This is a genomic window from Chromobacterium sp. CCUG 30098 (assembly GCF_059916605.1).
In genome coordinates this window covers 191,124-217,589 of record NZ_JAUCGS010000007.1, presented here as the reverse complement: position 1 = coordinate 217,589, position 26,466 = coordinate 191,124, and the positions used below count along the sequence as shown (strand labels likewise).

Here is a 26,466-nt window from a genome sequence, read left to right as displayed (position 1 = left end):
GGGCTTAATTGCTTGGTCTGGCGGAGAGGGAGGGATTCGAACCCTCGGTACGCTCGCACGTACGCCTGATTTCGAGTCAGGTACATTCGACCACTCTGCCACCTCTCCGACTCAGAGTGGGGCATTCTATTGGGCAAGGGATTACCTGTCAATAGCCTTGTCGCAGCTAGCCATAAAAAACGCCGCCCGGAGGGGCGGCGCGTTCAACGGAGCAGACCATGCTCAGTGTTTTTTCAGCTCGCCTTCCCACTTGGCCACCACCGCGGTGGCGATGGAGTTGCCCACCACATTGGTGGCGGAGCGGCCCATGTCCAGGAAGTGGTCGATGCCCAGCAAGAGCAGCAGGCCGGCTTCCGGAATGTTGAACTGGGCCAGGGTGGCGGCGATCACCACCAGCGAGGCGCGCGGCACGCCGGCCATGCCCTTGGAGGTGAGCATCAGGATCAGCAGCATGGAGATTTCCTGCGCCAGCGTCAGATCGATGCCGTAAGCCTGGGCGATGAAGATGACGGCGAAAGTGCAGTACATCATCGAGCCGTCCAGGTTGAAGGAGTAGCCCATCGGCAGCACGAAGCTGGCGATCTTGTTGGAGCAGCCGAAGCGCTCCAGCTGTTCCAGGGTCTTGGGGTAGGCGGCTTCGGAACTGGCGGTGGTGAAGGACAGCAGCAGCGGTTCGCGCATCATGCCCATCAGCTTGAGCACGCGCGGGCCGATGAACATCGCGCCGGCCAGGATCAGCAGGCCCCACAGGATGCCGATGGACAGGTAGAACTCCGCCATGAACTTGCCGTAGGTGGCGAGGATGCTCAGGCCTTCCTTGGCCACGGTGGCGGCGATGGCGCCGAACACGGCCAGCGGCGCGAACAGCATCACGTAGCTGGTCACTTTCAGCATCACGTGGGCCACCACGTCAATGGTGTCGATCAGCAGCTTGGCGCGGTCGCCCAAAGCGGCCATCGCGCAGCCGAAGAACACCGAGAACACCACGATCTGCAGAATCTCATTGGTGGCCATCGCTTCAAACACGCTCTTGGGAATGGCGTGGGTGACGAAGTCCTTCACCGACAGCGCGCCGGCCTGGATGCCGCTGGTGGCGTGGGTGTCCGGCAGCGGCAGGTTGAGCGCCAAACCCGGCTTGAGCAGGTTGACCATGATCAGGCCCAAGGTCAGGGACATCAAGGACGCGCTGATGAACCAGAGCATGGTCTTGCCGCCAATGCGGCCCACGGTCTTGGCGTCGCCCATCTTGGCGATGCCAACGATCAGGGTGGACACCACCAAGGGCGCGATGATCATCTTGATCAGGCGCAGGAAGATGTCGGTCAGGATGGAGATATTGCTGGCGAAGGCTTTGATGTCGGCTTCGCTGGCGGCGTTCTCGCGATAGAGATAGCCGGTGATGATGCCCAGCACCAGGCCGATGAGGATCAGCCCTGTGAGTTTTTTCGACTGCATTGAGAAGTTCCTACCTGTATTTGAGAGCGTTTTGATAACAACACGGCAAGTTCGCAATGAAACAATGCCGGCGCCGGTCCGGTGGAGGGAGCAGCCGCTTCGTGTGTGTCAAGGTTGCCGATGTAGTGGCCTGCCTACGTTATTGTTGTTTGATTTTATTGGCATTGCTGCCAGTTGTAGGACAGTTGTTGACCTATTTAGGGGTGGGATTATAGTGAATTAGCGAACGCTTGTCTTTGTTGTATTTCGAGTCTTGAATTTCGCAGCGGAGTGTGTGTTGCGGAAACGAATGATGATGAACTTGCCATCGGGATGAAGGGCCGCCCCGGCGCCTTGCGGCGGCGGCCCGGTGTTTCAGTGGTGGATGTCCAGCGTGACGTCGCCGCGTTCCTCGGCCACGGTTTCCAGAATTTCCAGAATGGTGGCGTAAAGGTCCACGCCCAGCGCCTTGCGCGCTTCCTCGGTTTCGCGCCAGACGATCTCGAAGGGGCCCGTCACGTCTTTGGCCAGGCTGTCGTACAGCGCGTCCAGATTGCGGCCGAAGTGGGCCGGCAGGAGCAACTGGCGGCTCAGCTCGTCAAACAGCTGGTCCAGGCTCTTGATGTGGTGCAGTTCGCAAACTTTCACTGGCATGGTGGCACCTCGATGAAGCGGTTGTAGTGATCTACGGTGACGAAACGCTGGCCGGAACCGGAGAACACGATGCGGTAAGCGCCGCGCTTGCCCCCTTTATAGTTCAGATCGGCTTCCTGCCATTGCCCCTTGGGCAGACGTTTTTCGTAATTGCCGAAACGGTCGCCGCCTATGGATTTGCCGTTGAGGCCGGGCACGCTCCACAGGCTGCGGCCGGGCTGCCAGCCGGCGTTCTTGGCCTGGCGCTTGTTGATGAATTGCGCCGGCAGCTGGCCGTTCTTGCCCAACTGGCTCAGCACCGCGCTCAGCTCGTTCTGGTTGAGCTTGTTGCCGGCTTGCTGATTGACTTGGACCGCCACCAGCGAGCATTGCGGCAAGGCCCAGGCGGCGGGGGCAGCGATCAGACAGGCCAGTGCCAACAGGCGCGATAGACGTGGAATCATTGGGCTTGCTCCAGAGGCAGGGATTCAACCGGGTGGTCGGCGCCTATCAGCAGCGGCAGGATGCGGCGCATGCCGGCGCTGTCGGCGTCGGTGGTGATGAAGCGGTAGGCCGGGGCGACGGCGGGCGCGGCGTCCGGCAGCAAGGAGGCCACGCGCCGGGCGATGGCCTCGGCCGGGTCGTACAAGGCGATGCCGTCGCCGGTCAGTTCGCGGATCAGCGGCTCCAGAAACGGGTAATGGGTGCAGCCCAGCGCGATGTGGTCGATGCGCTCGTCAAGTAGCGGCCGCACTACGGCCGCCACCAGTTCGCGCGTGCGCGGGCTGTCCAGCTCGCCGGCCTCCACTTGCTCCACCCAGCCCGCGCCCACGCGGCGCAGCACTTCAACGTGGCCGGCGTGGGTGTCCAGCAGTTTGCGCACCCGCTCGCTTTGCAGCGTGGCCTGGGTGGCCAGCACGGCGATGCGGCCGGTGCGGCTCATGGCCGCAGCCGGCTTGATCGCCGGCTCTATGCCCACCAGCGGGATGGAAAGCTCGCGGCGCATGGCGGCGATGCCGGCGGTGGTGGCGGTGTTGCAGGCCACCACCAGCAGGGTGGCGCCTTGTTCTTGCAGATAGCGGCCCATTCTGACGCTGCGCTCGGCGATGTCGCTGTGGCTGCGTTGGCCGTAGGGGCAGTAGGCCTGATCGGCCAGATAGGTGATGCCCCAGCCGGGCAGCGCGGCGCGCACGGCCTTCCATACCGAAAGGCCGCCGAGGCCGGAGTCGAACATCGCGATCATGATGCGTTTGTCAGTTGTTCTGGATGACGATCTTGGGGAATTTGCCGGAGAAGTCCTGGGCTTTCTCGCCCACCTTCACCGCCACTTTGCGGGCGATGGCCTTGTACAGTTCCGCCACCTTGCCGTCCGGGTCGGCCGCCACCGTGGGGGTGCCGCCGTCCGCCGCCAGGCGGATGCCCATGTCCAGCGGCAGGGAGCCCAGCACGTCCACGCCGAAGTCCGCCGCCATCCGCGCCGCGCCGCCTTCGCCGAAGATGTGTTCGGCGTGACCGCAGTGGGAGCAGACGTGGATGGCCATGTTCTCCACCATGCCCAGGATGGGGATGCCCACTTTCTGGAACATGGTGACGCCCTTGCGCGCGTCCAGCAGCGCGATGTCTTGCGGAGTGGTGACGATGACGGCGCCGGTGACCGGCACTTTTTGAGACAGCGTCAGCTGGATATCGCCGGTGCCCGGCGGCATGTCGATCACCAGATAGTCCAGATTGTCCCAGCGGGTGTCGTTGAGCAGCTGTTGCAGCGCCTGGCTGACCATGGGGCCGCGCCAGACCATGGCCTGGTCCGCGTCCACCAGATAGCCGATGGACATGGTCTGCACGCCGTGGCTTTCCAGCGGCTTCAGGCTTTTGCCGTCCGGGGTTTCCGGACGCTGGCCCTGCAAGCCCATCATCAGCGGCTGGGACGGGCCGTAGATGTCGGCGTCCAGGATGCCGACGCGCGCGCCTTCCGCGGACAGCGCCAGCGCCAGGTTGGCCGCGGTGGTGGATTTGCCCACCCCGCCTTTGCCGGAGGCGACGGCGATCACGTTCTTGACGCCGGAGAGCAGCGGCACGCCGCGCTGGGCGGAGTGGCTGGTGATCAGGCTGCCCACGCGCACGCTGAGTTTGCGTTGCTCGGCCAGCGGCGCCAGCGCGGCTTCAAAGCGCAGGCGAACCGGTTCGTGCTGGCTGTTGGCCGGATAGGCCAACACCACGTCCAGCGACAGTTCGGCGTCGCTGATCTTGATGTTTTTCACCGCCTTGGCGGCGACGAAGGGTTTGCCGGTGTTGTCGTCGATCAGGCTGGACACGGCTTCCAGCACTTGAGCATCGCTGAGTGACATGCTGTTTTCGGTTCCCGGTGAGGACTGGAAAAGGCGGGTGAGCTTGGAGAGCATGGGGAGGACATCCGTTGAATCTTTGGCTGTCCGGCAGTTTACCCCAACTTGCCCGCGCTGGCATCGGCGCGGGCGGGCGGGGGCTGCCGGCCTGGCTTATTTGACCACGTTGCCGGCGACGTTGAGCACGTCCCAGGTGCGGGCGAAGGGCGGCGCGTAGCAGAAGTCCATCATGCCCAGTTCGCGCGCGCTGACGCCCTTGGCGATGGCCACCGCCAGCGCATCCAGCCGGTGCACCACATCGCCGTTGCGGCCTATCATCTGCGCGCCCAGCAGCCGCCGGCTGCCGGTTTCGTAGCAGAGTTTGACGTGGACTTCCGCCTGGCCCGGCACGTAGTTGGTGTGGTTATTGTCCTTGACCAGCACGCTTTGGCAATCAAAGCCGGCGGCGCGCGCCTGGGCTTCGGACAGGCCGGTGCGCGCGGCGTCCAGCGACAGCACCCGCACCGCGGCGGAGCCCAGGGTGCCCGGATAGGCCTGGCGGCCGCCGGCCAGGTTCTCGCCCACCAGCCGGCCCAGCTTGTTGGCCCCGGTGGCCAGCGCCACGTAGACCGGTTGGCCGGTCAGCTGATGCGGCGCGGCGGCGCAGTCGCCGGCGGCGTAGATGTCTGGCAGGCTGGTTTCGCCGTAGGCGTTGACCACGATGGCGCCGTTGCCCAGGCGCTGTAGGCCGGTGTCGGCGGCGAAGGCGGTGTTGGGGCGTATGCCTATGCTCAGCACCACCAGATCGGCCGGGTATTCGCCGCGCTCGGTGAGCACGCTTTGCACCGCGCCGTCGCCGCGCAGCGCGGTGACGGCCTCGGACAGGTGCAAGGCCACGCCGTGTTCGCGCAACTCCTGCTCCATCAGGCCGGTGATTTCGGCGTCGAAGGCGTCCGGCATCACCCGTTCCGCCAGCTGGATCAGCCGCACGCGCTTGCCCAGGCGGACCATGGCTTCGGCCAACTCCAGGCCGATGAAGCCGGCGCCGATGATGGCGACTTCGCGCACTTCCTCGCGGGCTGCGGCCGCGCGCAGCGCCAGGCCGTCTTCCATCACCCGCAGCGTATGCACGCCCGGCAAGTCCAGGCCCGGCAGCGGCGGGCGGATTTCGCTGGCGCCGGTGGCGATCATCAGCTTGTCGTAAGCGGCGTCGAAGGCTTCGCCGTCCGCCAGCCGGCGCACGCGCACCCGCTTGGAGGCGGGGTCTATGCTCAGCGCCTGGTGGCCGGTGTGCACGCGGATATTGCGCTTGGCGAAGTCTTCCACGCTGAATTCGGCCATATAGCCGGGCTCGTCGAACTCGCCGCCGACGAAGTAGGGCAGGCCGCAAGCGCCGAAGGAAATGACCTCGGACATCTCGTAGACGTCGATTTCGGCTTGAGGCGCGCTACGGCGCGCCTTGGCCGCCGCGCTCATGCCGGCGGCTTCGCCGCCGATGATGACGATTTTCATAGTGTGTTCCCGTCCGGGTTGTTGCTGTGCCGCATTGTGGGGCAGTTGGCGGCTTTAATGGAAAAACCGCCTAGTATGCTGGATTTACAGGTTGTAAATAGGCATTCCCAGGCGGTTTTCAAGGCGGAGTCTCGCGCCGCTTGTTAAGCCATTTCTTCGTCCAGATTGATCTCGCGGTCGCTATTGAACACCTGCATATCGGTCTGGCCCAGCAGACGGCTGGTCACGGTGCCGGCGGTGATGGAGCCGCTGACATTGAGCGCGGTGCGGCCCATGTCGATCAAGGGCTCGATCGAGATCAGCAGGCCGGCCAGCGCCACCGGGAAGTCCAGCGCGGACAGCACGATCAGCGCGGCGAAGGTGGCGCCGCCGCCAACGCCGGCCACGCCGAAGGAACTGATGGTGATGATGGCGATTAGCGGCACGATGAAGTGCAGGTCCATCGGATTGACGCCCACGGTGGGGGCGATCATCACCGCCAGCATGGCCGGGTAGATGCCGGCGCAGCCGTTCTGACCGATGGTGGCGCCAAAGGAGGCCGCGAAGTTGGCGATGCCGTCCGGAATGCCCAGCAGCTTGTTCTGGGTGGCCACGTTCATCGGGATGGAGCCGGCGCTGGTGCGCGAGGTGAAGGCGAAGGTCAGCACCGGGATCACTTTTTTAGTCCAGCGCAGCGGATTGACGCCCGCCAGGCCCACCAGCAGCAGGTGCACGGCGAACATCAGCAGCATCGCGCCGTAGGAAGCCAGCACGAAGTTGATCAGGTTGACGATGTCGGCCCAGCTGGAACCGGACACCACCTTGGTCATCAGCGCGAATACGCCGTAAGGGGTCAGGCGCAGCACCAGGGTCACCATGCGCATCACGATGGCCTGGGCCACGGCGATGAAATGGCTGAAGCTGGCGAACAGCTCGGGCTTTTTGCGGGCGATGCCGGTGGCGGACAGGCCGATCAGCACGGAGAAGATCACCACCGCGATGGTGGAGGTCTTGCGCGCGCCGGTCATGTCCAGGAAGGGGTTGGCCGGCAGGAAGTCCAGCACCAGCTTGCTGAAGGACAAGTCCTCCACCGTGCTCAGGTTCTTCACCAGCGATTCGCCGCGCGCCACCTCGGCGGCGCCGGCGGTCAGACCCTCGGCGCTGAGGCCGAACAGATTGGCCATCAGAATGCCGGCGCCGGCGGCGAGCATGGTGGTGAACAAGAGCACGCCCAGGGTGGCGGCGCTGATCTTGCCCAGCGAGGAGCCGCCTTCCAGCTTCAACAGCGCGGCGATGATGGACACCATGATCAGCGGGATCACGATCATCTGCAGCAGCTTGACGTAGCCGGAGCCGATGATTTCGCACAGTTCCAGGCAGGCGGCCAGCGCCGGCGAGCCGGGTTGGGCCAGCCATTGCAGCGCGGCGCCGAAGGCGACGCCCAGCACCAGGCCGGTGAAGACCCGCTTGGTGAAGGAGACGTGAGTGCGTTGCTGCTGCCACAGCAGCGCCAACAAGGCCAGCGTGACGGCTAGCGTGGCGATGACGGTCAAGGTCATGGGAAACCCCTTAATCTATTGGTTTTGTCGTCAGGTTCCGCTGGCCGCCCGGGCCGGCTTGGCGTCAAAGCGCAGGGGCGGGTTTTGGGGTGGGGCGGCGAGCTGGGCTCAGCGTAGCGACGGCGCGGCGTCGGCATTTTGAGCGAGGTCAGACGAGCTTGGAATCCTGATAAAAAAGCTTCGCCCGGCGGGGCGCCGCTGGCGGGAGCCCGCGCGGCCGCGCCGGGGGAATACGGCGAAAAGCGGCGATTTTACCGATATTCCCCGCGCTTTACTCATATTAATAAGCATAAGCTTATTGATTGTTTTTCTATCAATCGCGCCGTGGCGCCGAGCCGGAGCGATCAACGATGGCTTGGCCGGCGCCTGCGCGCTCGTCTCGTCTTTGCTTGGCGGGGTGTGGGGTGTTTGGGTTGCAAATTGCTGTTTTTATTGTGTTTGTGGCAAAAATTGCTTTGCGCGACAGGCTTTCTGCAGGTACAATTGCGCCCCTTTTTCGCTTTATTTGGCCCTTGTCCGTCCGGCCGCATGGGCAAGCGCGCTGCTTGCCGGTCTCAGAAAGGCTGCATCTCCCTAATGTCCGCTCTACACGCAAAGCTTAGCCGTTCCAATCTATTGTTTCCGCTGGCCCTGGTTCTGTTCGAATTCGCCGTCTACATCTGCAACGACATGGTGCAGCCGGCCATGTTGGCGGTCACCCGGGAATTCCTGGTCGACGCCTCCTGGGTGCCGGCGTCCATGACCGCCTTCCTGCTGGGCGGCGCGCTGCTGTCCTGGCTGACCGGACCTCTGTCCGACCGCATCGGCCGCCGGCCGGTGCTGCTGTTCGGCGTCGCCTACTTCACCGTGACCTGCCTGGCCACCTATCTGGTGAACTCCATCGAGGCCTTCATCGCGCTGCGTCTGCTGCAGGGCATTGGCCTGTGCTTCATCAACGCCGTCGGTTACGCCGCGGTGCAGGAAGCCTTTGAAGAAAAAGCCGCGGTCAAGGTCACCGCCTTGATGGCCAATGTGGCGCTGATCGCGCCGCTGGCCGGCCCGCTGGCCGGCGCCGCGCTGATGGAGCTGGCGCCGTGGCGCACCAGCTTCCTGCTGATCGCCGCGCTGTCCTTCCTGGCCTTGCTGGGCCTGATCTGGAAAATGCCGGAAACCACCCAGCCCAGCCACGAGAAACTGCCGCTGGCGCAGATGGGCCGCGATTATCTGAAAGTGTTCGGCAACGGCCGCTTCGTGCTGTCCGCGCTGTGCATCCCGCTGCTGGCGCTGCCGCTGATGGGCTGGATCGCCATGTCGCCGGTGCTGCTGGTGAATGATCTGCACATGAGCGCGCTGGAATACGGCCTGATGCAGCTGCCGGTGTTCGGCGGCCTGATCGCCGGCAATCTGGCGCTGGTGCTGGTGGCCGGCCGCTGGCCGCTGGGCCGTTCCGCGCTGATCGGCATGTGGCCCATCGTGATCGGCCTCAGCCTGATGCTGTCCGGCGTGCTGTTGTCCGCGCATCCGCAATACTTCATGGTGGCCGGCATGACGCTGATGGCTTTCGGCGAAGGCCTGGCGTTTGGCGTGCTCTACCGTTTTGCGCTGATGTCCTGCGACGCCGCCGGCAAGGGCACGGTGTCCGCCAGCATGAGCATGCTGTCCATGGCCGGCTACGCGCTGGGCGTGGAGCTGTTCCGCATCGCTTACCAGCAGGCCGGCATGCTCGGCTTCGCCTGCCTGTCGCTGGCCTTCTCGCTGGCCTATGTGCAGGTGGCGCGCCGCACCGTGCGCGGGGCCATGCTGGAGCGCGCGAAGCAGGCCGAGGCCAAGCAGCCGGAACTGGCCAATCAGGCTTCCTGAGCCCGAACCCGTCCCCGCTGGCACAGCCCGGCCCGCATGCGCGGCCGGGCTTTGTCTTGATGGCCGCCGTTTCCCGGATATCCGTCGTGACCGCCGGGGGCGACTGCCTCTATAATCGATCGTTTCAGATCGCACCTTTGGAACAATCCTAATGAGCAAACGCAAGATTCTGGTGACCAGCGCACTGCCTTACGCCAACGCGGGGCTGCATCTGGGTCACATGCTGGAACAGATTCAGACCGATATCTGGGTGCGCTTCCAGAAGATGCGCGGCCACGAATGCTATTACGTCTGCGCCGACGACACCCACGGCGCCCCCATCATGCTGGCGGCGGAAAAACAGGGCATCACCCCGGAGCAGTTGGTGGACAGCGTGCGCGAACTGCACCTGGCGGATTCCCAGGGCTTCCTGATCGGCCACGACAACTACTACAGCACCAACAGCCCGGAGAACAAGGCGCTGGCGGAGCAGGTGTATCTGGCCTTGAAAGCCGACGACAAGATCGCCTGCCGCACCATCGAGCAGCTGTTCGACCCGGAAAAGCAGATGTTCCTGCCGGACCGCTTCGTCAAGGGCGAATGCCCCAAGTGCAGCGCCAAGGATCAATACGGCGACAACTGTGAAGTCTGCGGCGCCACTTACAACCCCACCGAACTGAAGAACCCGTACTCGGCGGTGTCCGGCGCCAAGCCGGTGCTGAAAACCTCCGAGCACTATTTCTTCCGTCTGGGCGAGTGCGCCGACTTCCTCAAGCAATGGACCGGCGGCAGCAGCGTGCGCGCCGACGGCGCGACCCAGCCGCATTTGCAGCCGGAATCGCTGAATAAGATGAACGAGTGGATTTCCGGCGGCCTGCAGGACTGGGACATCAGCCGCGACGCGCCGTACTTCGGCTTCGAAATCCCCGGCGCGCCGGGCAAGTACTTCTATGTGTGGCTGGACGCGCCCATCGGTTACATGGCCAGCTTCAAGAACCTGTGCGATCGCAGCGGCCTGAATTTCGACGAGTGGTTCGGCAAGGACAGCCGTACCGAGATGTACCACTTCATCGGCAAGGACATCCTGTACTTCCACGCGCTGTTCTGGCCGGCGATGCTGAACTACTCCGGCCTGCGCGCGCCCACCGGCGTGTTCGCCCACGGCTTCCTCACCGTGGACGGGCAGAAGATGTCCAAGTCGCGCGGCACCTTCATCCAGGCCAAGAGCTATCTGGATTGCGGGCTGAATCCGGAGTGGATGCGCTATTACATCGCCGCCAAACTGAACGGCCGCATCGAAGACATCGATCTGAACCTGAACGACTTCGTCGCGCGGGTGAATTCCGATCTGGTGGGCAAGTTCGTCAACATCGCCAGCCGCTCCGCCGGCTTCATCGCCAAGCGCTTTGACGGCATGCTGGCCAGCCAGGTTAGCGACGGCGACATCCTCGCCAAGCTGCAGGCCGCTGCCGATGAACTGGCCGCCGCCTTCGAGGCGCGCGAATACGCCAAGGCGCTGCGCGACGTGATGGCGCTGGCGGACGTGGTCAACGCCTACGTGGACGCCAACAAGCCGTGGGAACTGGCCAAGCAGGAAGGCCAGGACGCGCGCTTGCAGGAAGTCTGCACTGTGTTGATCAACGCCTTCCGCCTGCTCACCATTTACCTGAAGCCGGTGCTGCCCAAGCTGGCCGAAGGCGTGGAAGCCTTCCTCGACGTGGCGCCGCTCGCCTGGAGCGACGCCGCCAACCTGCTGCTGGGCAAGAAGATCCACGCCTACCAGCACCTGATGCAGCGCATCGACCCGGTGCTGATCGACAAACTGATAGAAGCGAACAAACAGAATATGCAAGCCACCGCAGACACCCCGGCCGCCGCTCAATACGAGCCGCTGGCCGAAACCATCAAGATCGACGACTTCGCCAAGCTGGACCTGCGCATCGGCAAGGTGCTGGAGTGCAACTTCGTCGAAGGCTCGGACAAACTGCTGCAGTTCACCGTGGATATGGGCTTTGAGAAGCGCAACATCTTCTCCGGCATCCGCAAGGCTTATCAGGAGCCGGAAAAACTGGTGGGCCGCAATGTGGTGGTGGTGGCCAATCTGGCCGAGCGCAAGATGCGCTTCGGCGTGTCGCAGGGCATGATCGTCTGCGCTTCCGGCCAGGACGACAGCGAAGGCCTGTTCCTGCTGGACGCCGATCAAGGCGCCAAGCCGGGCATGCGCATAGGCTGAGCCGGTAGTTCCTAATCCTGACTGTTCTTTTTACTAGTTGGGTCCCGCGGCCCCTGCTGTCATATTGGCATGCAGGGGCCGCGTCATTTCGCGGCCCCGAAACCTTCACCGGGCTGTCATCTGAGGCTGTTACATTCACTGCAAGCCAAATGCGAAACATTCTCGTCCGGCTGGCGGAACTTTTGAAAATATGGTATGTCTCTAGATGAAATGAATTTTGAACAACCCAAAAAAAAGAAAAAGGAATGAACCATCATGAAAATTTCTCAACTGAAACCCGGCTACAAAATCCTTGAGCACAAGGACAGCGGCTCTACCATGCATTACGAAGTGGTCAGCATTCGACAGGTTGGCAAGATGTTTGAAGTGACTTTCAAGTCCGCCTTGGGCTTGGCCAGCGCCTTGTATCCCGCCAACGCCTTCATTCAGGCGGCCGCCTGATGCCACTCCCCTGCGTTTGTCCATTCCATTGCGCAGATTACAGATGAAGCCCCGCAAAATGCGGGGCTTTGTTTTTGGCCCGTCCTTTTTCTCCCCCTGCGAAAAACTCAAGTCAGGCAGTTGACGTTTCGATGCAAATTGTTCATGCTTTTTGCATTTGAAGGCGGAGGCGCCGTGCCGAAACGCGCAAAACTGATACTGGAAATCATCGTCAATTTCCTGCTGCCCTGGTTGTGCTACCGCTATGGCGAGCCGCGCTGGGGCGAAGCCGGCGCGTTGATGTTTTCCGCCTTGCCGCCGGTGCTGTGGAGCGTGATCGAGCTGTTGCGTTTCCGGCGCGTGGACGCTTTGAGCCTGCTGGTGTTGCTGGGCATAGGCTTGTCCTTGCTGGCCATGCTGCTGGGCGGCGACGCGCGCCTGCTGTTGCTGCGCGAGTCCCTGATCACCGGTTTGATCGGCTGCGGCTTTCTGCTGTCCTTGGCGCTGCGCCGGCCGCTGGTCTTCTATCTGGCGCGGGCGACCTTGGCGCGGGAGTCGGAGCAGGGGCGGGAGCGGTTCGAACAACTATGGCGCGCGGATGGCTTCAGGCGCGCCATCCAGCAAATGACGCTGTGGTGGGGCTTGGGTTTGAGCCTGGAGGCAGGCGGGCGCGCTTATCTGGCTTGGACCTGGCCGGTAGAGCGTTTTCTGCTGGTGGCGCCCTTCATCAGCTACGGCGTGATGGGCGGGCTGTGCCTGATGACCTTGCTGTATAGGCGGAAGATGCGCCGCGAAGCCGCCGTGGCCATGGCCGCGCTTTGAAGCGGATCTCGGGCGAATAGACAAAAAAAAGGGCCGCAAAAGCGGCCCTGAAGTTCCGTGATGAACACTTAGGAGGAAAGACACGGCTGCTTGTTTTGCGGCTTCGCTGGCAGTCGAAACCGCAGCGGCAATGTCTTCCAAAATGCACAAGATCGCGCCCGCATCGGCAGCGCCTGTTGGCAGACAGGCGGCTGACTTCTCGGGCCGCAATCGCTCGGGGAGAACGACTGCGCTGACCTTGAGTTCACTTTAGACGGTCTTTGTTGATCAGGTGTGTGGTAGTAAAGATCAACTGTTAACAAGTATGAATCGTCTTGGTGCGAACTTTCCCCGCATCAAAAATCTTTTTTCCCAAAACGCTTGACCAGAAAAACGGGGCGGGGTATAGTTCGCTCCTCTGCACGAAACACAGCAGACAGATCAGACGCGGGGTGGAGCAGTCTGGTAGCTCGTCGGGCTCATAACCCGAAGGTCGTAGGTTCAAATCCTGCCCCCGCAACCAAGTTAAAAAACCCGAAGCCAAACGGCTTCGGGTTTTTTGCATTTCCGTTCCCGCCCGTGAGGGCCGGAGTTGCTTGCACGCTAGGCTTTTAGTTGGGAGAAGAGCTGCTTTATAGTGGTCTCATCCATCCGCATTCAGGAGCCGCAGCATGCGCATTGCCGTTTTCGACGCCAAGAATTACGACCGCCACGCGCTGGAGGCCGCCAATCAAAGCCACCATCATCAATTGCAGTTTTTCGAACCGCGCCTGAATCTGGACACCGTGGGCCTGGTTCAGGACGTGGACGCGGTCTGCCCCTTCGTCAACGACAGGCTGGACGCGGCGGTGGTGGCCAAGCTGGCGGCAGCGGGGGTGAAGCTGGTGACCTTGCGCTGCGCCGGCTACAACGGCGTGGATCTGGCGGCCTGCCGCCAGCACGGCATCGCGGTGACCCGGGTGCCGGCCTATTCGCCGCACGCGGTGGCCGAGCACGCCTTTGCCTTGCTGCTGGCGGTGGTGCGCCGCATCCACAAATCCTATACCCGGGTGCGGGAGATGGATTTTTCCTTGGACGGACTGGTGGGTTTCGATTTGCACGGCAAGACCATGGGCGTGTTGGGCGCCGGCCGCATCGGCCAGGCCACGATGTCCATCGCACGCGGCTTCGGCATGCGTGTGCTGGCTTACGATCTGTATCCCAACGCCGAGCTGGCGGCGAGCCTGGGCTGCGAGTTCGTGTCCTTGGAGGAGGTCTGGCGGCAGGCGGACGTGATCAGCCTGCATCTGCCGCTGACGGCGGAGAGCCGGCATGTGGTCAATCGCGAGACGCTGGCGCGGATGAAGCCGGGCGCGGTCTTGATCAATACCAGCCGCGGCGGCCTGATCGATACCGCAGCCTTGCTGGAGGCCTTGAAGGCCGGGCGCTTGTCCGGCGTGGGCCTGGACGTGTACGAGATGGAAGAGGGCGTGTTTTTCGAGAACCTGTCGGAAAGCGGGCTGCAGGACGATCAGCTGGCGCGGCTGCTGACTTTCCCCAATGTGCTGGTGACTTCGCACCAAGGCTTTCTGACGCGCGAGGCGCTGATGAATATCGCCGACACCACCTTGGGCAATGCCGGCGCTTTCGAGCGGGGAGAGGCGCTGGTCAACGCCGTCTCCGCCTAGTTGGGGCTGCTAAGAAAACTGCACAGAGAAGCTGAGCCAAGGCGCGCCGACGCAGGCAGTACAAGTGGTACGACAAGGAGGCGCAACGCAGGGTCAGCGATGCTGTTAGCGGGTCTTAGCGTCTGTTTACGATTTCGCGAGCCAGAGCGAGACAAGGCGTTGAGGCTGAGAAAGCGGAATGTACGGGGGTACATGAGCATTTCGAAGGGGTTTTCAACGCCGTATCGCTGAAGCGCAGCAGACTTTAGAGGTTCTTAGGGCAGGTCGCGGCGGAACACCCAGTTGAGCTCGCTGGAGGCCGCCGCATCGAAGGCGTAGCCGGCGCTGTCGAAGTGCTTGAGCTGCTCCGGCTGGCTGACCTGATGCAGCGCGGCCCAGCGCGCCATCATGCCGCGCGCGCGCTTGGCGTAGAAGCTGATGATTTTGTACTGGCCGTTCTTGCGGTCCTGGAACACCGGGGTGATCAGGCTGCCGTTGAGCTTGGCCGGCTTCACCGCCTTGAAGTATTCCTCCGAGGCCAGGTTCACCAGCACCGGGTCTTTTCTTTGCTCCAGCACCGCGTTCAGCGCGTGGGTGACGGTGTCGCCCCAGAACTCGTACAGGTTTTTGCCGCGCGGGTTGCTCAGGCGGGTGCCCATCTCCAGCCGGTAGGGCTGCATCAGGTCCAGCGGCCGCAGCGCGCCGTAGAGGCCGGACAGGATGCGCAAATGGTTTTGCAGATAGCTCATCTGCCCCGGCTCCAGGCTGGCGGCGTTCAGGCCTTCGTAGACATCGCCCTTGAAGGCCAGCACCGCCTGTTTGGCGTTGGCCGGGCTGAACGGCGCTTGCCAGTCGTGGTAGCGGCCCACGTTCAATTGCGCCAGCGCGTCGCTGATGCTCATCAGCTTGCCGATTTCCAGCGGGCTCTTGGCGCGCAGCACCTGAATCAGTTCGGCGCTGTGATGCAGAAAGTCCGGCTGGGTGTAGTGATCGGTGGCGGCGGGGGTGTCGAAGTCCAGCGTCTTGGCTGGGGAGATGACCATCAGCATGAGGCGAATCCTTATTGAGCAGCCGTCATTGTACTGGACTGCGCCGGGCTTGGCCCGTCGTCGTGACCGGCGGCGCGCTTGGCTCTAGAATGCAGGCCGGGATTTGAATCTATGATGGTCTGGCAAGGAGAGGACATGCGGGTATTGGTGCAAAGGGCGAGGCAGGCGTCGGTGATGGTGGAAGGGCGCGTGACCGGGGAGATCGGTCCCGGCCTGCTGTTGCTGGTGGGGATTGAGGAGGAAGACGGGGAGGAGGATATCGCCTGGCTGACGCGCAAGCTCAGCCAACTGCGGATCTTCAACGACGAGGCCGGCGTGATGAACCGCTCGGTGCTGGATTGCGGCGGCGAGGTGTTGGCGGTCAGTCAGTTCACCCTGTTCGCCAGCACCAAGAAGGGCAATCGGCCGTCGTATTCGCGCGCGGCGCGGTCGGAGCGCTCTAGCCCCCTGTTCGATCAATTTGTCGCCTCGATGGCGCAGACCTTGGGCAAGCCGGTGCCCACCGGGGTGTTTGGCGCGGACATGCAGGTGGCGCTGGTCAACGATGGTCCGGTGACGATCTGGCTGGACAGCAAGACGATGGAGTGAGAGATGGAAGGCAGCCGCTGGCGCTCCTGGCGCATTCTGCTGACGCCGTATTATCTGAACCTGTACGCCAGGCAGGCGCATGTGCTGCGGGTGGCCGCGGCGTTTTTGGTGGGTTTGGCCTTGAACCTGTTGTTCGAGATACCGCATGGCAGCTGGATGCTGGTGACCATTCTGATCGTGCTGGGCAGCGTGCCGCACTGGGGCGGGGTAAGGCGCAAGGCCTTGCAGCGCATGGGCGGCTCTTTGCTGGGGGCGGCGGCCGGCCTGGTGGCCATGGCCTTGTATCGCCATTCGCCGCTGTCCTGCTATCTGTGGATGACGGCGCTGGTGATGCTCAGCGCCTGGTTCGCGCTGGGCAAGGGCGAGTATCTGGCGCTGCTGGTGGGGCTGACCATGGTGATTGTCGCCGGCCTGGGCAACGAGCCGGTGGAGGCCGCGCTGTGGCGCGGCTTCAATGTGCTGGCCGGTTCCCTGCTGGGCTTGGTGGCCGCGGGCCTGTTTCCTTTGCGGGCGATAGACAGCTGGCGTTTTTTGCTGGCGGACAATTTGCGCGAAGCGGCCACCCTGTACAGCAAGATCGCGCGGCGGCGCGAGGTGGACGCCGGCTTGGCGCTGGAGCGTTTCAACAGCCGCTTGATCCGGATGCGCTCCTTGGTGGCGGCGGCGGTGCAGGAGTCCGGCCTGCCCGCGGCGGGTTTCGACGCCATCCAGCGGCGTCAGCGCGCGCTGTGCAGCTTGCTGGACCGTATGGGCGAGGTGGCCCTGAACACGCCGGCCCTGAGCGACGGCGCCGAGCAGCGCCGCGCCATCGTGCGCACGCTGATGCGCGCCGCTCACGGCATGCGTTTCAATCAGCCGGCGATGCTGGCGGAGGTGCTGAGCGAGGCGGTCAGTCCGCTGGCGCTGGACAAGCCCTCGTATTGCCACTGGCTGACCGCGGAGTTCAATCTGGTCGCCGAGCATTTGCGCGAGGATTTGGCGCTGCTGCTGCCCAGCCTGATGCAGGTGCCGCCGCCCAGCCGCGGGGTGCTGCTGATGGTGTGGCACTGGCTGAGCAGCGCCAGCCAGGGGCGCAGTCGCTAGCGACGGGCATGAAAAAAGCCAGGGCTCGCCCTGGCTTTTTTTGCGGCCCAAGTCCTTACAGGCCCTGGATGCGCACTTTCTGGCCCGGCTGCAGCCGGGTCAACTGGCGGGAATCGTTCCAGCGCTGGATGTCGTTGTGATTGACGCCGAAGCGGCGGGCGATGCTGAACAGGGTGTCGCCGCGCTGCACCACGTATTCCGCCGGCACGCTGCCGGTGGCGCGCTGGTTTATCTGCAGGCCGCTGACTTTCAGCAAGGCGTCTTGCTGAGCCTGGCTGGCGCGGCTGTCCGCCAGCAGGGTCGCGCTCTTGTCCAGGGTTTTGTTGACGTTGAGCACCTGGCCGACCAGAACGGTGTTGGAATCCAGCTGATTGGCCGTTTTCAAATCGTCCAGACTAAGGTTGAAGCGACGGGCGACGCTGTACAGGGTGTCGCCCGCGGCCACGGTGTAATTGCCGTCGGCGTCGGCCGTGGCCGTTGTCGCGGGCGCTGCCGCCACGAGGACGGTTTTGGCCGGGGCCGGCGGGGCTTCCGGCGCTGCCGCCAGGGCGGGAGCGGGCTGGACGGCGGCCGGCGGCGTCTGAACCTGAGCGACGGGGGTGGCTTGCGGGACGGCTTGGGCCGAGGCGACCATCACCGCCGGCGCGGCGCGCGGTGTTTCCGCCTGCGCCAACAGGGTGGCGCTGTCGCCGCTTTCCGGCAAGGCGGTGTCGGTGGCGTCCAGCGGACGGATGTCGCGCTGATCCTTGCTCATCGCCACCAGCACCGGCTGGCCGGCCTTGAGCGAGCTGCTGCTCAGATTGTTGGCGCTCATCAATTGGCCGGCGCTCATGCCGTGCTCGCTGGCGATCAGGCTGACGTTGGCGTCCGCGGGCGGAGTGTAGACTTCCCAAGTGAGCAGCGGCTTGTCCCACTTGGCCAGATTGGCTTGGAACTTGTCGGCCTTGGCCGCCGGGATCAGCATCTGGCGGCCGTTTTTGTGCGCGTATACCGGCAGGTTGAAGGCCGGGTTCAGTTCTTTGAATTCCCCGATGGACACGCCGGCCAGCTTGGCGGCGATGTCGATATTCATGTGCTTGCCGGTGGAAACCGCGACGAAATAAGGCTTGTTGGGGAATTTGTCCAGGCGCACGCCGAACTTGGCCGGATCGTTGAGGATGTTGCGCACCGCCAGCAACTTGGGCGCGTAGTTGCGCGTTTCGTTGGGCATGCGGATGTTTTCGTACGTCACTTCCTGACCGCTGGCCTGCAGCCGGGCGATGGCGCGGGAGACGTTGCCCTCGCCCCAGTTATAGGCGGCCAAGGCGATATTCCAGTCGCCAAACTGTCCGTACAGGTTTTCCAGATAGTCCAGCGCGGCGCGGGTGGCTTCCATCACGTCGCGGCGGCCGTCGTACCACCAAGTCTGTTCCAGACCGTAGTGGCGGCCGGTGGCCGGCATGAATTGCCACAGGCCGGAGGCGCCGACATGGGATTTCGCGGTGGGAACGAAGGCGCTTTCCACCAGCGGCAGCAGCGCCAGTTCGGTGGGCATGCCGCGGCGCTCCACCTCGTTCATGATGTGAAACAGATATTTTCTACTGCGGTCCAGCGTGCGGCGGAAGTATTCCGGCTTGCTGGCATAAAAGCGTTCCTGGCGGCGCACGATGTCGGCGTTCACTTCCGGCAGTTGGAAGCCTTCGCGCGCGCGCTCCCAGACATTGTCGCCGTTGCGAAGCAGGCTGGAGTTCAGCAGCATCATGTCCAGGCCGGAGGCCAGGCCCTCGTCCACGCCGACGGATTGGCGAAACGCCCCGTCCGCGTGCGCGGCGGAGGCAAATAAAAAAGCAAATGACAGCGAAAGTGCCAACGGGGTGAAGCGATTCATTTGGCGGGCCCGGAATTCTGATTTCGGCTGATGCTAAACAGCCAACATAGGGGTGTCAACCAAAAAACCAAATAACTTCATGTGCTTTGCTGACATATAGGCCATGCAGACTGTCCTGCGCCAGTTATTTTTAACAGTGGCACTCAGGATTCAGTTCCTTGTCATGGTTTGAGGGGCCGTTCGCGGTAGGCCGCGCGTATGCGATACGGCCTTGAAAACCGTTTTGAAATACGAATGGACAGCGACGCGCCTTCCGTTTTTCCCGTCGTTTTCGCCGTGTTTCGCCTTGGCTCGCAAGATTGTGAACAAATCCCTCAGAAGCGATTTTTCCACTCGCGCAGCGCGGAAAAGACCTCGACAACATCATTAAGCGGCTGGCCGCTCCAGTGCGCGGCGGACTGACGCACCGCCGGTTCATGCGCGCGCAGAAAGGGATTGCTGGCGCGTTCCAGGCTGATGGTGGAGGGCAGGGTGGGCAGGTTCTGCTCGCGCAGCTTCAGGTCTCGGCTCATGCGGATGGCCAGCACCGGGTTGCCCGGCTCCACCGTCAGCGCGAAGCGCAGATTGGCCAAGGTGTATTCATGGGCCGGATAGACCTTGGTGGCGTCCGGCAGCGCGGCCAGCTTGGCCAGCGAATCGTGCATTTGCCGCGGCGTGCCTTCGAACAGCCGGCCACAGCCGGCGCCGAACAGGGTGTCGCCGCAAAACAGCGCGTCGTCGATCACATAGGCCAGGTGGTTCAGCGTGTGGCCCGGAACTTCCAGCACCGCGGCCGCGCCGAAGGAGAGCTCGACGCGGGCACCGTCCATCACCGGGCGGGAGACCGAGGCGATGTCGGCCGGGCCGTAGACGGCGGCGTCCGGCCAGCGCGCGGACAGCTCGGCCACGCCGCCGATGTGGTCGGCGTGGTGATGGGTGATCAGGATGGCTTCCAGTTGCAGTCCTTCCCGTTCCAGGAAGGCGGCCACCGGCGCGGCTTCGCCCGGGTCGACCACGACAGCGCGGCCGCTGTGATGCAAAACCCAGATATAATTGTCACTGAAGGCCCCTACCGGGCTGACGGTGTATTTGGCTGGCATAAGGCTTCTCTCGATGAAGAATTCGTTTAGCGACTGGCTGAGCTCCAGCGAATTGGGCTGTTATCTGCTGGAGCGCGAGCAGGCTTATTTCGACCGCGCCGTCGCCGACGTGTTCGGCTTTCATGCGGTGCAGCTGGGTTTGCCGGAAGTCGATTTCCTGCGTGCCAACCGCATTCCCTGGCAGTGCCGCGTTTCGGACTCCGGACCGGCGCAGATTCTGTGCGCTCCGGAGCAACTGCCGTTCGAAAGCCGCAGCCTGGACCTGCTGGTGATGCCGCATGTGCTGGATTTTACCACCGTGCCGCATCAGGTACTGCGCGAAGCCGAGCGCGTGCTGATGCCGGAGGGCCGCCTGATCCTCACCGGCTTCAATCCGGTGTCGCTGTGGGGCGTGCGCCGACTGGTCCAAGGGCGCGAGAACGCGCCGTGGAGCGGCAACTTCCTGTCGCTGGTGCGCATCAAGGACTGGCTGACCCTGCTGGAGCTGGAGCCCGCGAGCGGAGGCTTCATGGGCTACGCGCCGCCGTTCTCCCGCTGCGACTGGGTGCAGCGTTTCCGCTTCATGGAGCGGGCCGGGGACCGCTGGTGGCCGCTGGCCGCCGGCGTGTACGGCATCGAGGCGATCAAGCGCCAGCGCGGCATGCGCTTGATCCTGCCCAATTGGAAGCAGGGCAAGGCCAAGGCCGGCCTGGCGGTGGCCGCCGGCAACGAGCGTCATCACAGCCACCGGGAACCATGAAACAACACAGCAAGCGGGGCGCGAGCCCCGGCAATGACGAGACAGCATGACGACTGAAGACAAGGTAGAGATGTATACCGACGGCGCCTGCAAGGGCAATCCGGGACCGGGCGGCTGGGGCGCTTTGCTGCGCTTCAAGGGCAAGGAAAAGGAAGTGTGCGGCGGCGAGGCCAACACCACCAATAACCGCATGGAGTTGCTGGCGGTGATCAAGGGCCTGGCCACCTTGAACCGGCCGTGTCAGGTGGTGGTGTACACCGACTCCCAATACGTGCAAAAAGGCATTTCCGAATGGATCCACGGCTGGAAGGCGCGCGGCTGGAAGACCGCGGCCAAGGAGCCGGTGAAGAACGCCGATCTGTGGCAGCAACTGGACGCCGAACGCAACCGCCATCTGCATGTGGAGTGGCGCTGGGTCAAAGGCCACGCCGGCCATGAGTTCAACGAAAGGGCCGATCAGCTGGCCAACCGCGGCGTAGAGCTGGCCTGAGCCGGCCGCGCCCGCCCTTCTTCTGGAGTCAGAGCGACGCCGCCGCCGGCGGCCGTCGCCAGGATAGCGCATGAGACAAATCATTCTCGATACCGAAACCACCGGTCTCGAACACGCCCAAGGCCATCGCATCATCGAATTCGCCGGCCTGGAAATGATCAACCGCAAGCTGACCGGCAAGCATCTGCATCTTTACATCCACCCGGAGCGAGACATCGATCCGGACGCCCAGCGCGTGCACGGCATCTCGCTGGAGTTCCTGGAAGGCAAGCCCAAGTTCCGCGAGGTGGCCGAGGAAATGGCCGACTTCCTGCGCGACGCGGAACTGATCATCCACAATGCGCCGTTTGACGTCGGCTTCCTCAACGCCGAATTCGAAAGAGTGGGCCTGCCGTCGATCAAGAACCTGTGCGCCAATGTGATTGACACCCTGCGCGAGGCGCGCGACCAGTTCCCCGGCAAGCGCAACAGCCTGGACGCCTTGTGCGACCGCTTCGAGATCGACCGCTCCAACCGCACCTTGCACGGCGCGCTGGTGGACTGCGAGCTGCTGTCCGAAGTCTATCTGTGGATGACCCGCGGCCAGGAAAGTCTGGTGATGGACATCGACGTCGATCTGCCCGGCGGCCAGCACGGCGCGATGGATTTCGAGCGCAAGCCGCTGATCGTCAAGCGCGCCAACGAGCGGGAGCTGGCCGATCATCAAAGTTATTTGAACGATCTGGACAAGTCGGTGAAGGGCAGCTGCCTGTGGCGCAGCCTGGAGACGCCGGCCGGAGAGGGCGCGTGAGCCGCTATCTGGCCTTGGTGCCGGCCGCCGGCCACGGCAGCCGCTTCGGCGCGCCCAGCCCCAAGCAATACCTGCAATTGAACGGCAGGCCGCTGATGTGGCACACCCTGCAGGCGCTGGCCGCGGTGCCCGCCGTGGAGACGGTGGCGGTGGTGATCTCTCCTTGCGACGAGTGGTTCGACGATTTCGACTGGGACATCCCCAAGCTGCAAGTGTTGCGCGCGGGCGGCGTCAGCCGCGCCGAGAGCGTGCGCAACGGCCTGGAGGCGCTGGACTGCGCCGACGACGACTGGGTGCTGGTGCACGACGCCGCGCGCTGCTGTCTGACCGCGGACGCGGTGGAGCGGCTGCTGGCCGAGGTGGGCGACGATCCGGTGGGCGGCCTGCTGGCCCTGCCGGTGCCGGACACCGTCAAGCGCGCCGACGCCGAACAGCGCGTGGCGGTCACCGTTTCCCGCGCCGGCCTGTGGCTGGCGCAAACTCCGCAGATGTTCCGCCGCGGCAAATTGCGGGAAGCGCTGCAAGGCGGGGATCTGGCGGATGTGACCGACGAAGCCTCCGCCATTGAGCGCTGCGGCGGCAAGCCGCGGCTGGTGGAGGGCGACGCCCAGAATTTCAAAGTGACTTATCCGCGCGATCTGGCCTTGGCGCGCGCGGTGCTGGCGGCAAGAAAGGATTGATATGTTTCGAGTTGGACAGGGCTACGACGTGCATCAGATGGTGGCCGGCCGGCCGTTGATCCTGGGCGGCGTGCGCATTCCGCACGATAAGGGCCTGTTGGGCCACTCCGACGCCGACGCCTTGCTGCACGCGATTACCGACGCCTTGCTGGGCGCGGCGGCGCTGGGCGACATCGGCCGCCATTTTCCGGACACCGATCCCGAATTCAAAGGCGCGGACAGCCGCGCGCTGCTGCGCGAAGCGGCCAAGCGCGTGCGCGCCGCCGGCTGGCGCCCGGTGAACGTGGACAGCACGCTGATCGCGCAGCAGCCCAAGCTGGCTCCGTACATCGACGCGATGCGCGCGGCCATCGCCGAAGACCTGGGCCTGGAGATCGGCGCGGTCAACGTCAAGGGCAAGACCAATGAAAAGCTCGGCTATCTGGGCCGCTGCGAGGCGATAGAGGCGCAAGCCGCCTGCCTGCTGATGCCCGTGTAAAACCGCGCCGAGATTCGCCGTTCGAGATTGATGACAGGTGTCCGGCGGCCCGCCCCGTGCCATAATCCGCCCGGCGCAATACCATCCCAACACAGGAGGCATTACCATGTTGACTCAGGACCAACTGAAGCTTGCCGTGGCCAAGAAGGCCATCGAATTCGTGCCGGACGACAGCATCGTCGGCGTCGGCACCGGCAGCACCGTCAATCTGTTCATTGAAGAGCTGGCCGCCATCAAGGGCCGCATCCGCGGCGCGGTGTCCAGCTCGGACGCCTCCACCGCCCGCCTCAAGGCCCACCACATCCCGGTGTTCGACCTGAACGAAGTGGACGCGCTGCCGGTGTACATCGACGGCGCCGATGAAATCAACCACCACCTGCACATGATCAAGGGCGGCGGCGCCGCGCTGACCCGCGAGAAAATCGTCGCCAGCGTGGCCGATCAATTCATCTGCATCGCCGACGAAAGCAAATACGTCGCCATGCTGGGCGGCTTCCCGTTGCCCATCGAGGTCATTCCGATGGCGCGCAGCTATGTGGCGCGCGAACTGGTCAAGCTGGGGGGGCACCCGGAACTGCGCCAGGGCGTGAGCACCGACAACGGCAACGTGATCCTGGACGTGCACGGCTTGAAGATCCAGAAGCCGGTGGAACTGGAGGAGATCATCAACCATCTGGCCGGCGTGGTCACCTGCGGCCTGTTCGCGCGCCGTCGCGCCGACGTGCTGGTGTTGGGGCGGCAAAGCGGCGTGGAAGAAATCCGTTAAGGGCCGTTCGCCTTCGAGCAGGCCGCCCGCAGGCGGGCAGATGAATTGTCACATCGGCGTCATCTGCCCGCATTAACATAGCGTTTTTTGACTGGTTTTGGTTTGGGGCAGACATGGCAGAGCATATTTCCAAACAGTTCGATATGGAGCTGGAAACCATCCGCACCCGCGTCCTGCAGATGGGCGGACTGGTGGAGCAGCAGATTTTGTCCGCGGTGGAAGCCCTGCTGGCCGGCGATATTGACAAGCTGGACAAGGTGATCGCCGAGGATGCGCTGGTCAATGCGATGGAAGTCACCATCGACGACGACTGCCTGCACATCATCGCCCGCCGCCAGCCGGCGGCCAGCGACTTGCGCATCGTGTTCACCGTGATCAAGGTGATCACCGATCTGGAGCGCATCGGCGACGAAGCCAAGAAGATCGCGCGCATGGGCAAGACCATCTACCAGTCCGAACGCTATCAGGTGCCGCGCTTCCGCGAGATCGAGAAAATGGCGGACGCGGCGCTGGGCATGCTGCGCCGCGCGCTGGACGCCTTCGCCCGCCTGGACACCAGCGCCGCGCTGGAACTGGCCGAAGCTGACCAGGAGCTGGACGAAGACTTCGCCGCCGAACTGCGCCAGCTGATCACCTTCATGATGGAAGACCCGCGCACCATCAGCATGTCCATCGACACCTTGTTCATCTCCAAGGCGATAGAGCGCATCGGCGATCACGCCACCAATATTTCCGAATACGTGGTTTACCTGGTCAAGGGCAAGGACATCCGCCACACCACGCTGGAAACCAAGAAGCGCGAAACCCTGGGCTGAGCCGGCCCGCGCCGGCCACGGCGACTTGACATGACGGTTTGCCTAAAATGGCGGTAACATTCGGTGTTACCGCCATTGTTGCGTCCGGCGTCCGTGCCAGTCCCCCGGCGATCCAACCTGATGATGAATCCCCCCGTTTCCGCCGGCGCCGCCGCGCGGGCGCGGGCCTTGATAAAGAGAGAAGGGGTGTCTTTGACACTGACCACGCCCCCAAACAACGTGCTCGCCACCATCGATATGGGCTCCAACAGCTTCCGCCTGCAAGTGTCGCGGGTGGTGGACGACCAGCTGTACGCGCTGGACGTGATGAAGGAGACCGTGCGCCTGGGCGCGGGCCTGACCGCCGACAAACAACTGGACCAGGAAACCCAGGACAAGGCCCTGGCCTGTCTCGCCCGCTTTGGCGAGCGCCTGCGCGGCTTCACCCCGGCGCAAGTGCGCGCGGTGGGCACCAATACCCTGCGCGTGGCCAAGAACGCGGCGGACTTCATCGCCAAGGCCGAGCCCTTGCTGGGCTTTCCCATCGAGGTGATCGCCGGCCGCGAAGAGGCGCGGCTGATCTATCTGGGCGCCGCCCATTCGCTGCCGGACACCAAGGAGCGGCGCATGGTGGTGGACATCGGCGGCGGCTCCACCGAGTTCATCATCGGCAGCCATTACAAAGCCCTGGTCACCGAAAGCCTGCCCCTGGGCTGCGTCAGCTACACATTGCGCTATTTCGGCGACGGCAAGCTGACCCAGGCCAATTTCCGGGACGCCATCCTGGCCGCGCGCAACGAGATTCAGCGCATCGCCCACCAATACCAGCGCGAAGAATGGCAGCTGGCGGTGGGCACCTCCGGCACCGCGCGTTCCCTGCGCGACGTGCTGGAAATCAACGACTGGAGCACGGCCGACATCACCTTGTCCGGCATGGAAAAGCTCAAGGCGCTGCTGATCCGCCAGGGCGGCATCGCCGCCATCGACGTCAATGGCCTCAAGGCCGACCGCGCGCCGGTGCTGGCCGGCGGCCTCGCCATCATGATCGCGGTGTTCCAGGAACTGGCCATCGACAAGATGACGGTGGCCGAAGGCGCTTTGCGCGACGGCGTGCTATACGATCTATTGGGCCGCCAGCGTGAAAAGGACATGCGCGATACCACCGTCACCCAGTTCAAGCGCCGCTACCATGTGGACACCGCCCAGGCCGAGCGCGTCACCGCACTGGCCGAGCGCCTGTACCGGATGGTGGCCGGCGAGGACGTGGACCAGGCCATGCTCAAGCGCCTGCTGTGGGCGGCCAAGCTGCACGAGATCGGGCTGACCATCTCGCACACCGCCTATCACAAGCACTCGTCCTACATCCTGCAGCACGCCGACATGCCCGGCTTCTCCAAGCGCGAACAGGCCACGCTGGCCGCCATCGTGCTGGGCCACCGCGGCGACATGGGCAAGATGCGGCAATACATGGAAGACTCCAGCCTGTGGCAGGCGGTGGTGTCGCTGCGGCTGGCGGTCTTGTTCCACCGCAGCCGCAACAGCATCGCGCTGCCGGAAATGCTGGACCTGCGCCAGCATGCCACCGGCTTCGCGCTGACGCTGAACAAGGTCTGGCTGAAGGGCAGCCCGCTGACGGCGAGCGGCTTCAAGCAGGAGATCGGCCAGTGGAAGAACGTCGGCTTCGTGCTCGACATCGTGCAAGTGTGA

General features: G+C 63.8%; 25 protein-coding genes and 2 tRNA genes. 16 read left to right on the top strand and 11 right to left on the bottom strand.

The window, feature by feature from the left end:
- Positions 1–18: 18 nt before the first annotated feature.
- The 8 genes from QUG03_RS16880 to QUG03_RS16845 form a co-directional block, all read right to left on the bottom strand.
- Positions 19–108: transfer RNA gene (locus tag QUG03_RS16880), tRNA-Ser, on the bottom strand.
- A gap of 114 nt (positions 109–222) precedes the next feature.
- Positions 223–1,455 (bottom strand): dicarboxylate/amino acid:cation symporter, encoded by a 1,233-nt coding sequence (locus tag QUG03_RS16875; protein WP_107800317.1) that lies wholly within the window; start codon positions 1,453–1,455, stop codon positions 223–225.
- Positions 1,456–1,809: 354 nt separating this feature from the next.
- Positions 1,810–2,088, bottom strand: coding sequence for a barstar family protein (locus QUG03_RS16870; protein ID WP_107800316.1), 279 nt, complete (start codon positions 2,086–2,088; stop codon positions 1,810–1,812).
- Complete coding sequence (locus QUG03_RS16865; protein WP_235087120.1) at positions 2,079–2,531, bottom strand: ribonuclease domain-containing protein; 453 nt, start codon at positions 2,529–2,531, stop codon at positions 2,079–2,081. The genes QUG03_RS16870 and QUG03_RS16865 overlap by 10 nt, the downstream gene beginning before the upstream one ends.
- The gene (gene murI, locus QUG03_RS16860; RefSeq protein ID WP_235087122.1) at positions 2,528–3,310 is read right to left on the bottom strand and encodes a glutamate racemase; all 783 of its coding nucleotides are present in this window, start codon (positions 3,308–3,310) and stop codon (positions 2,528–2,530) included. Before murI ends, QUG03_RS16865 begins: the two co-directional genes overlap by 4 nt.
- 10 nt (positions 3,311–3,320) lie before the next feature.
- Positions 3,321–4,412 carry an iron-sulfur cluster carrier protein ApbC gene (gene apbC, locus QUG03_RS16855; RefSeq protein ID WP_107800313.1) on the bottom strand — a complete coding sequence of 364 codons (1,092 nt, stop codon included), beginning with the start codon at positions 4,410–4,412 and terminating at the stop codon, positions 3,321–3,323.
- Positions 4,413–4,562: 150 nt separating this feature from the next.
- Positions 4,563–5,900 carry a CoA-disulfide reductase gene (locus QUG03_RS16850; protein ID WP_500820449.1) on the bottom strand — a complete coding sequence of 446 codons (1,338 nt, stop codon included), beginning with the start codon at positions 5,898–5,900 and terminating at the stop codon, positions 4,563–4,565.
- A 143-nt stretch (positions 5,901–6,043) separates the two neighbouring features.
- Entirely contained in the window at positions 6,044–7,438 is a 1,395-nt protein-coding gene (locus QUG03_RS16845; RefSeq protein ID WP_500820448.1) for an L-cystine transporter, read from the bottom strand.
- A gap of 576 nt (positions 7,439–8,014) precedes the next feature.
- Between QUG03_RS16845 and QUG03_RS16840 the strand changes: the two genes are divergently transcribed.
- From QUG03_RS16840 to QUG03_RS16815, 6 genes are all read left to right on the top strand, one after another.
- Positions 8,015–9,277, top strand: coding sequence for an MFS transporter (locus QUG03_RS16840; RefSeq protein WP_500820447.1), 1,263 nt, complete (start codon positions 8,015–8,017; stop codon positions 9,275–9,277).
- Positions 9,278–9,428: 151 nt separating this feature from the next.
- Positions 9,429–11,489, top strand: coding sequence for a methionine--tRNA ligase (metG, locus tag QUG03_RS16835; protein WP_253314825.1), 2,061 nt, complete (start codon positions 9,429–9,431; stop codon positions 11,487–11,489).
- 255 nt (positions 11,490–11,744) lie between these two features.
- Positions 11,745–11,930 carry a hypothetical protein gene (locus QUG03_RS16830; protein ID WP_019103612.1) on the top strand — a complete coding sequence of 62 codons (186 nt, stop codon included), beginning with the start codon at positions 11,745–11,747 and terminating at the stop codon, positions 11,928–11,930.
- Positions 11,931–12,104: 174 nt separating this feature from the next.
- Positions 12,105–12,731: a VC0807 family protein gene (locus QUG03_RS16825; RefSeq protein WP_227104622.1), complete on the top strand. Its 627-nt coding sequence runs from the start codon at positions 12,105–12,107 to the stop codon at positions 12,729–12,731.
- A gap of 425 nt (positions 12,732–13,156) precedes the next feature.
- A tRNA-Met gene (locus QUG03_RS16820) sits at positions 13,157–13,233 on the top strand.
- 148 nt (positions 13,234–13,381) lie between these two features.
- Positions 13,382–14,377, top strand: a complete 996-nt coding sequence (locus tag QUG03_RS16815) for a 2-hydroxyacid dehydrogenase (RefSeq protein WP_488906336.1) — start codon at positions 13,382–13,384, stop codon at positions 14,375–14,377.
- A 254-nt stretch (positions 14,378–14,631) separates the two neighbouring features.
- Here QUG03_RS16815 and yaaA read toward each other — a convergent pair whose 3' ends face one another.
- A complete protein-coding gene (yaaA, locus tag QUG03_RS16810) occupies positions 14,632–15,405 on the bottom strand; it encodes a peroxide stress protein YaaA (RefSeq protein ID WP_107798427.1) in 774 nt (257 codons plus the stop codon).
- 135 nt (positions 15,406–15,540) lie between these two features.
- Between yaaA and dtd the strand changes: the two genes are divergently transcribed.
- A complete protein-coding gene (gene dtd, locus QUG03_RS16805; RefSeq protein WP_500820445.1) occupies positions 15,541–15,993 on the top strand; it encodes a D-aminoacyl-tRNA deacylase in 453 nt (150 codons plus the stop codon).
- A gap of 3 nt (positions 15,994–15,996) precedes the next feature.
- Positions 15,997–17,076, top strand: a complete 1,080-nt coding sequence (locus QUG03_RS16800) for an FUSC family protein (protein ID WP_500820443.1) — start codon at positions 15,997–15,999, stop codon at positions 17,074–17,076.
- A gap of 55 nt (positions 17,077–17,131) precedes the next feature.
- On the opposite strand, the gene QUG03_RS16795 is transcribed toward QUG03_RS16800, so the two are convergent.
- Both QUG03_RS16795 and gloB read right to left on the bottom strand, forming a co-directional pair.
- Positions 17,132–18,943 carry a lytic transglycosylase gene (locus QUG03_RS16795; protein WP_500820442.1) on the bottom strand — a complete coding sequence of 604 codons (1,812 nt, stop codon included), beginning with the start codon at positions 18,941–18,943 and terminating at the stop codon, positions 17,132–17,134.
- Between the two features lie 314 nt (positions 18,944–19,257).
- Positions 19,258–20,022, bottom strand: coding sequence for a hydroxyacylglutathione hydrolase (gene gloB / locus QUG03_RS16790; RefSeq protein ID WP_235087211.1), 765 nt, complete (start codon positions 20,020–20,022; stop codon positions 19,258–19,260).
- A 13-nt stretch (positions 20,023–20,035) separates the two neighbouring features.
- Here gloB and QUG03_RS16785 point away from each other — a divergent pair, with 13 nt between their 5' ends.
- From QUG03_RS16785 to ppx, 8 genes are all read left to right on the top strand, one after another.
- Complete coding sequence (locus QUG03_RS16785; RefSeq protein WP_107798432.1) at positions 20,036–20,761, top strand: class I SAM-dependent methyltransferase; 726 nt, start codon at positions 20,036–20,038, stop codon at positions 20,759–20,761.
- Positions 20,762–20,807: 46 nt separating this feature from the next.
- Positions 20,808–21,251 (top strand): ribonuclease HI, encoded by a 444-nt coding sequence (gene rnhA / locus QUG03_RS16780; RefSeq protein ID WP_081550245.1) that lies wholly within the window; start codon positions 20,808–20,810, stop codon positions 21,249–21,251.
- 70 nt (positions 21,252–21,321) lie between these two features.
- Positions 21,322–22,041, top strand: coding sequence for a DNA polymerase III subunit epsilon (dnaQ, locus tag QUG03_RS16775; protein WP_227104610.1), 720 nt, complete (start codon positions 21,322–21,324; stop codon positions 22,039–22,041).
- Positions 22,038–22,721, top strand: coding sequence for a 2-C-methyl-D-erythritol 4-phosphate cytidylyltransferase (gene ispD, locus QUG03_RS16770; protein WP_107798434.1), 684 nt, complete (start codon positions 22,038–22,040; stop codon positions 22,719–22,721). The genes dnaQ and ispD overlap by 4 nt, the downstream gene beginning before the upstream one ends.
- A 1-nt stretch (position 22,722) precedes the next feature.
- A complete protein-coding gene (gene ispF, locus QUG03_RS16765) occupies positions 22,723–23,199 on the top strand; it encodes a 2-C-methyl-D-erythritol 2,4-cyclodiphosphate synthase (protein WP_107798435.1) in 477 nt (158 codons plus the stop codon).
- 106 nt (positions 23,200–23,305) lie between these two features.
- A complete protein-coding gene (rpiA, locus tag QUG03_RS16760) occupies positions 23,306–23,965 on the top strand; it encodes a ribose-5-phosphate isomerase RpiA (protein ID WP_107798436.1) in 660 nt (219 codons plus the stop codon).
- 113 nt (positions 23,966–24,078) lie between these two features.
- Positions 24,079–24,780 (top strand): phosphate signaling complex protein PhoU, encoded by a 702-nt coding sequence (phoU, locus tag QUG03_RS16755; RefSeq protein ID WP_107798437.1) that lies wholly within the window; start codon positions 24,079–24,081, stop codon positions 24,778–24,780.
- Between the two features lie 198 nt (positions 24,781–24,978).
- On the top strand, positions 24,979–26,466 hold the full coding sequence (gene ppx / locus QUG03_RS16750) for an exopolyphosphatase (protein ID WP_449727711.1): 1,488 nt from the start codon (positions 24,979–24,981) through the stop codon (positions 26,464–26,466).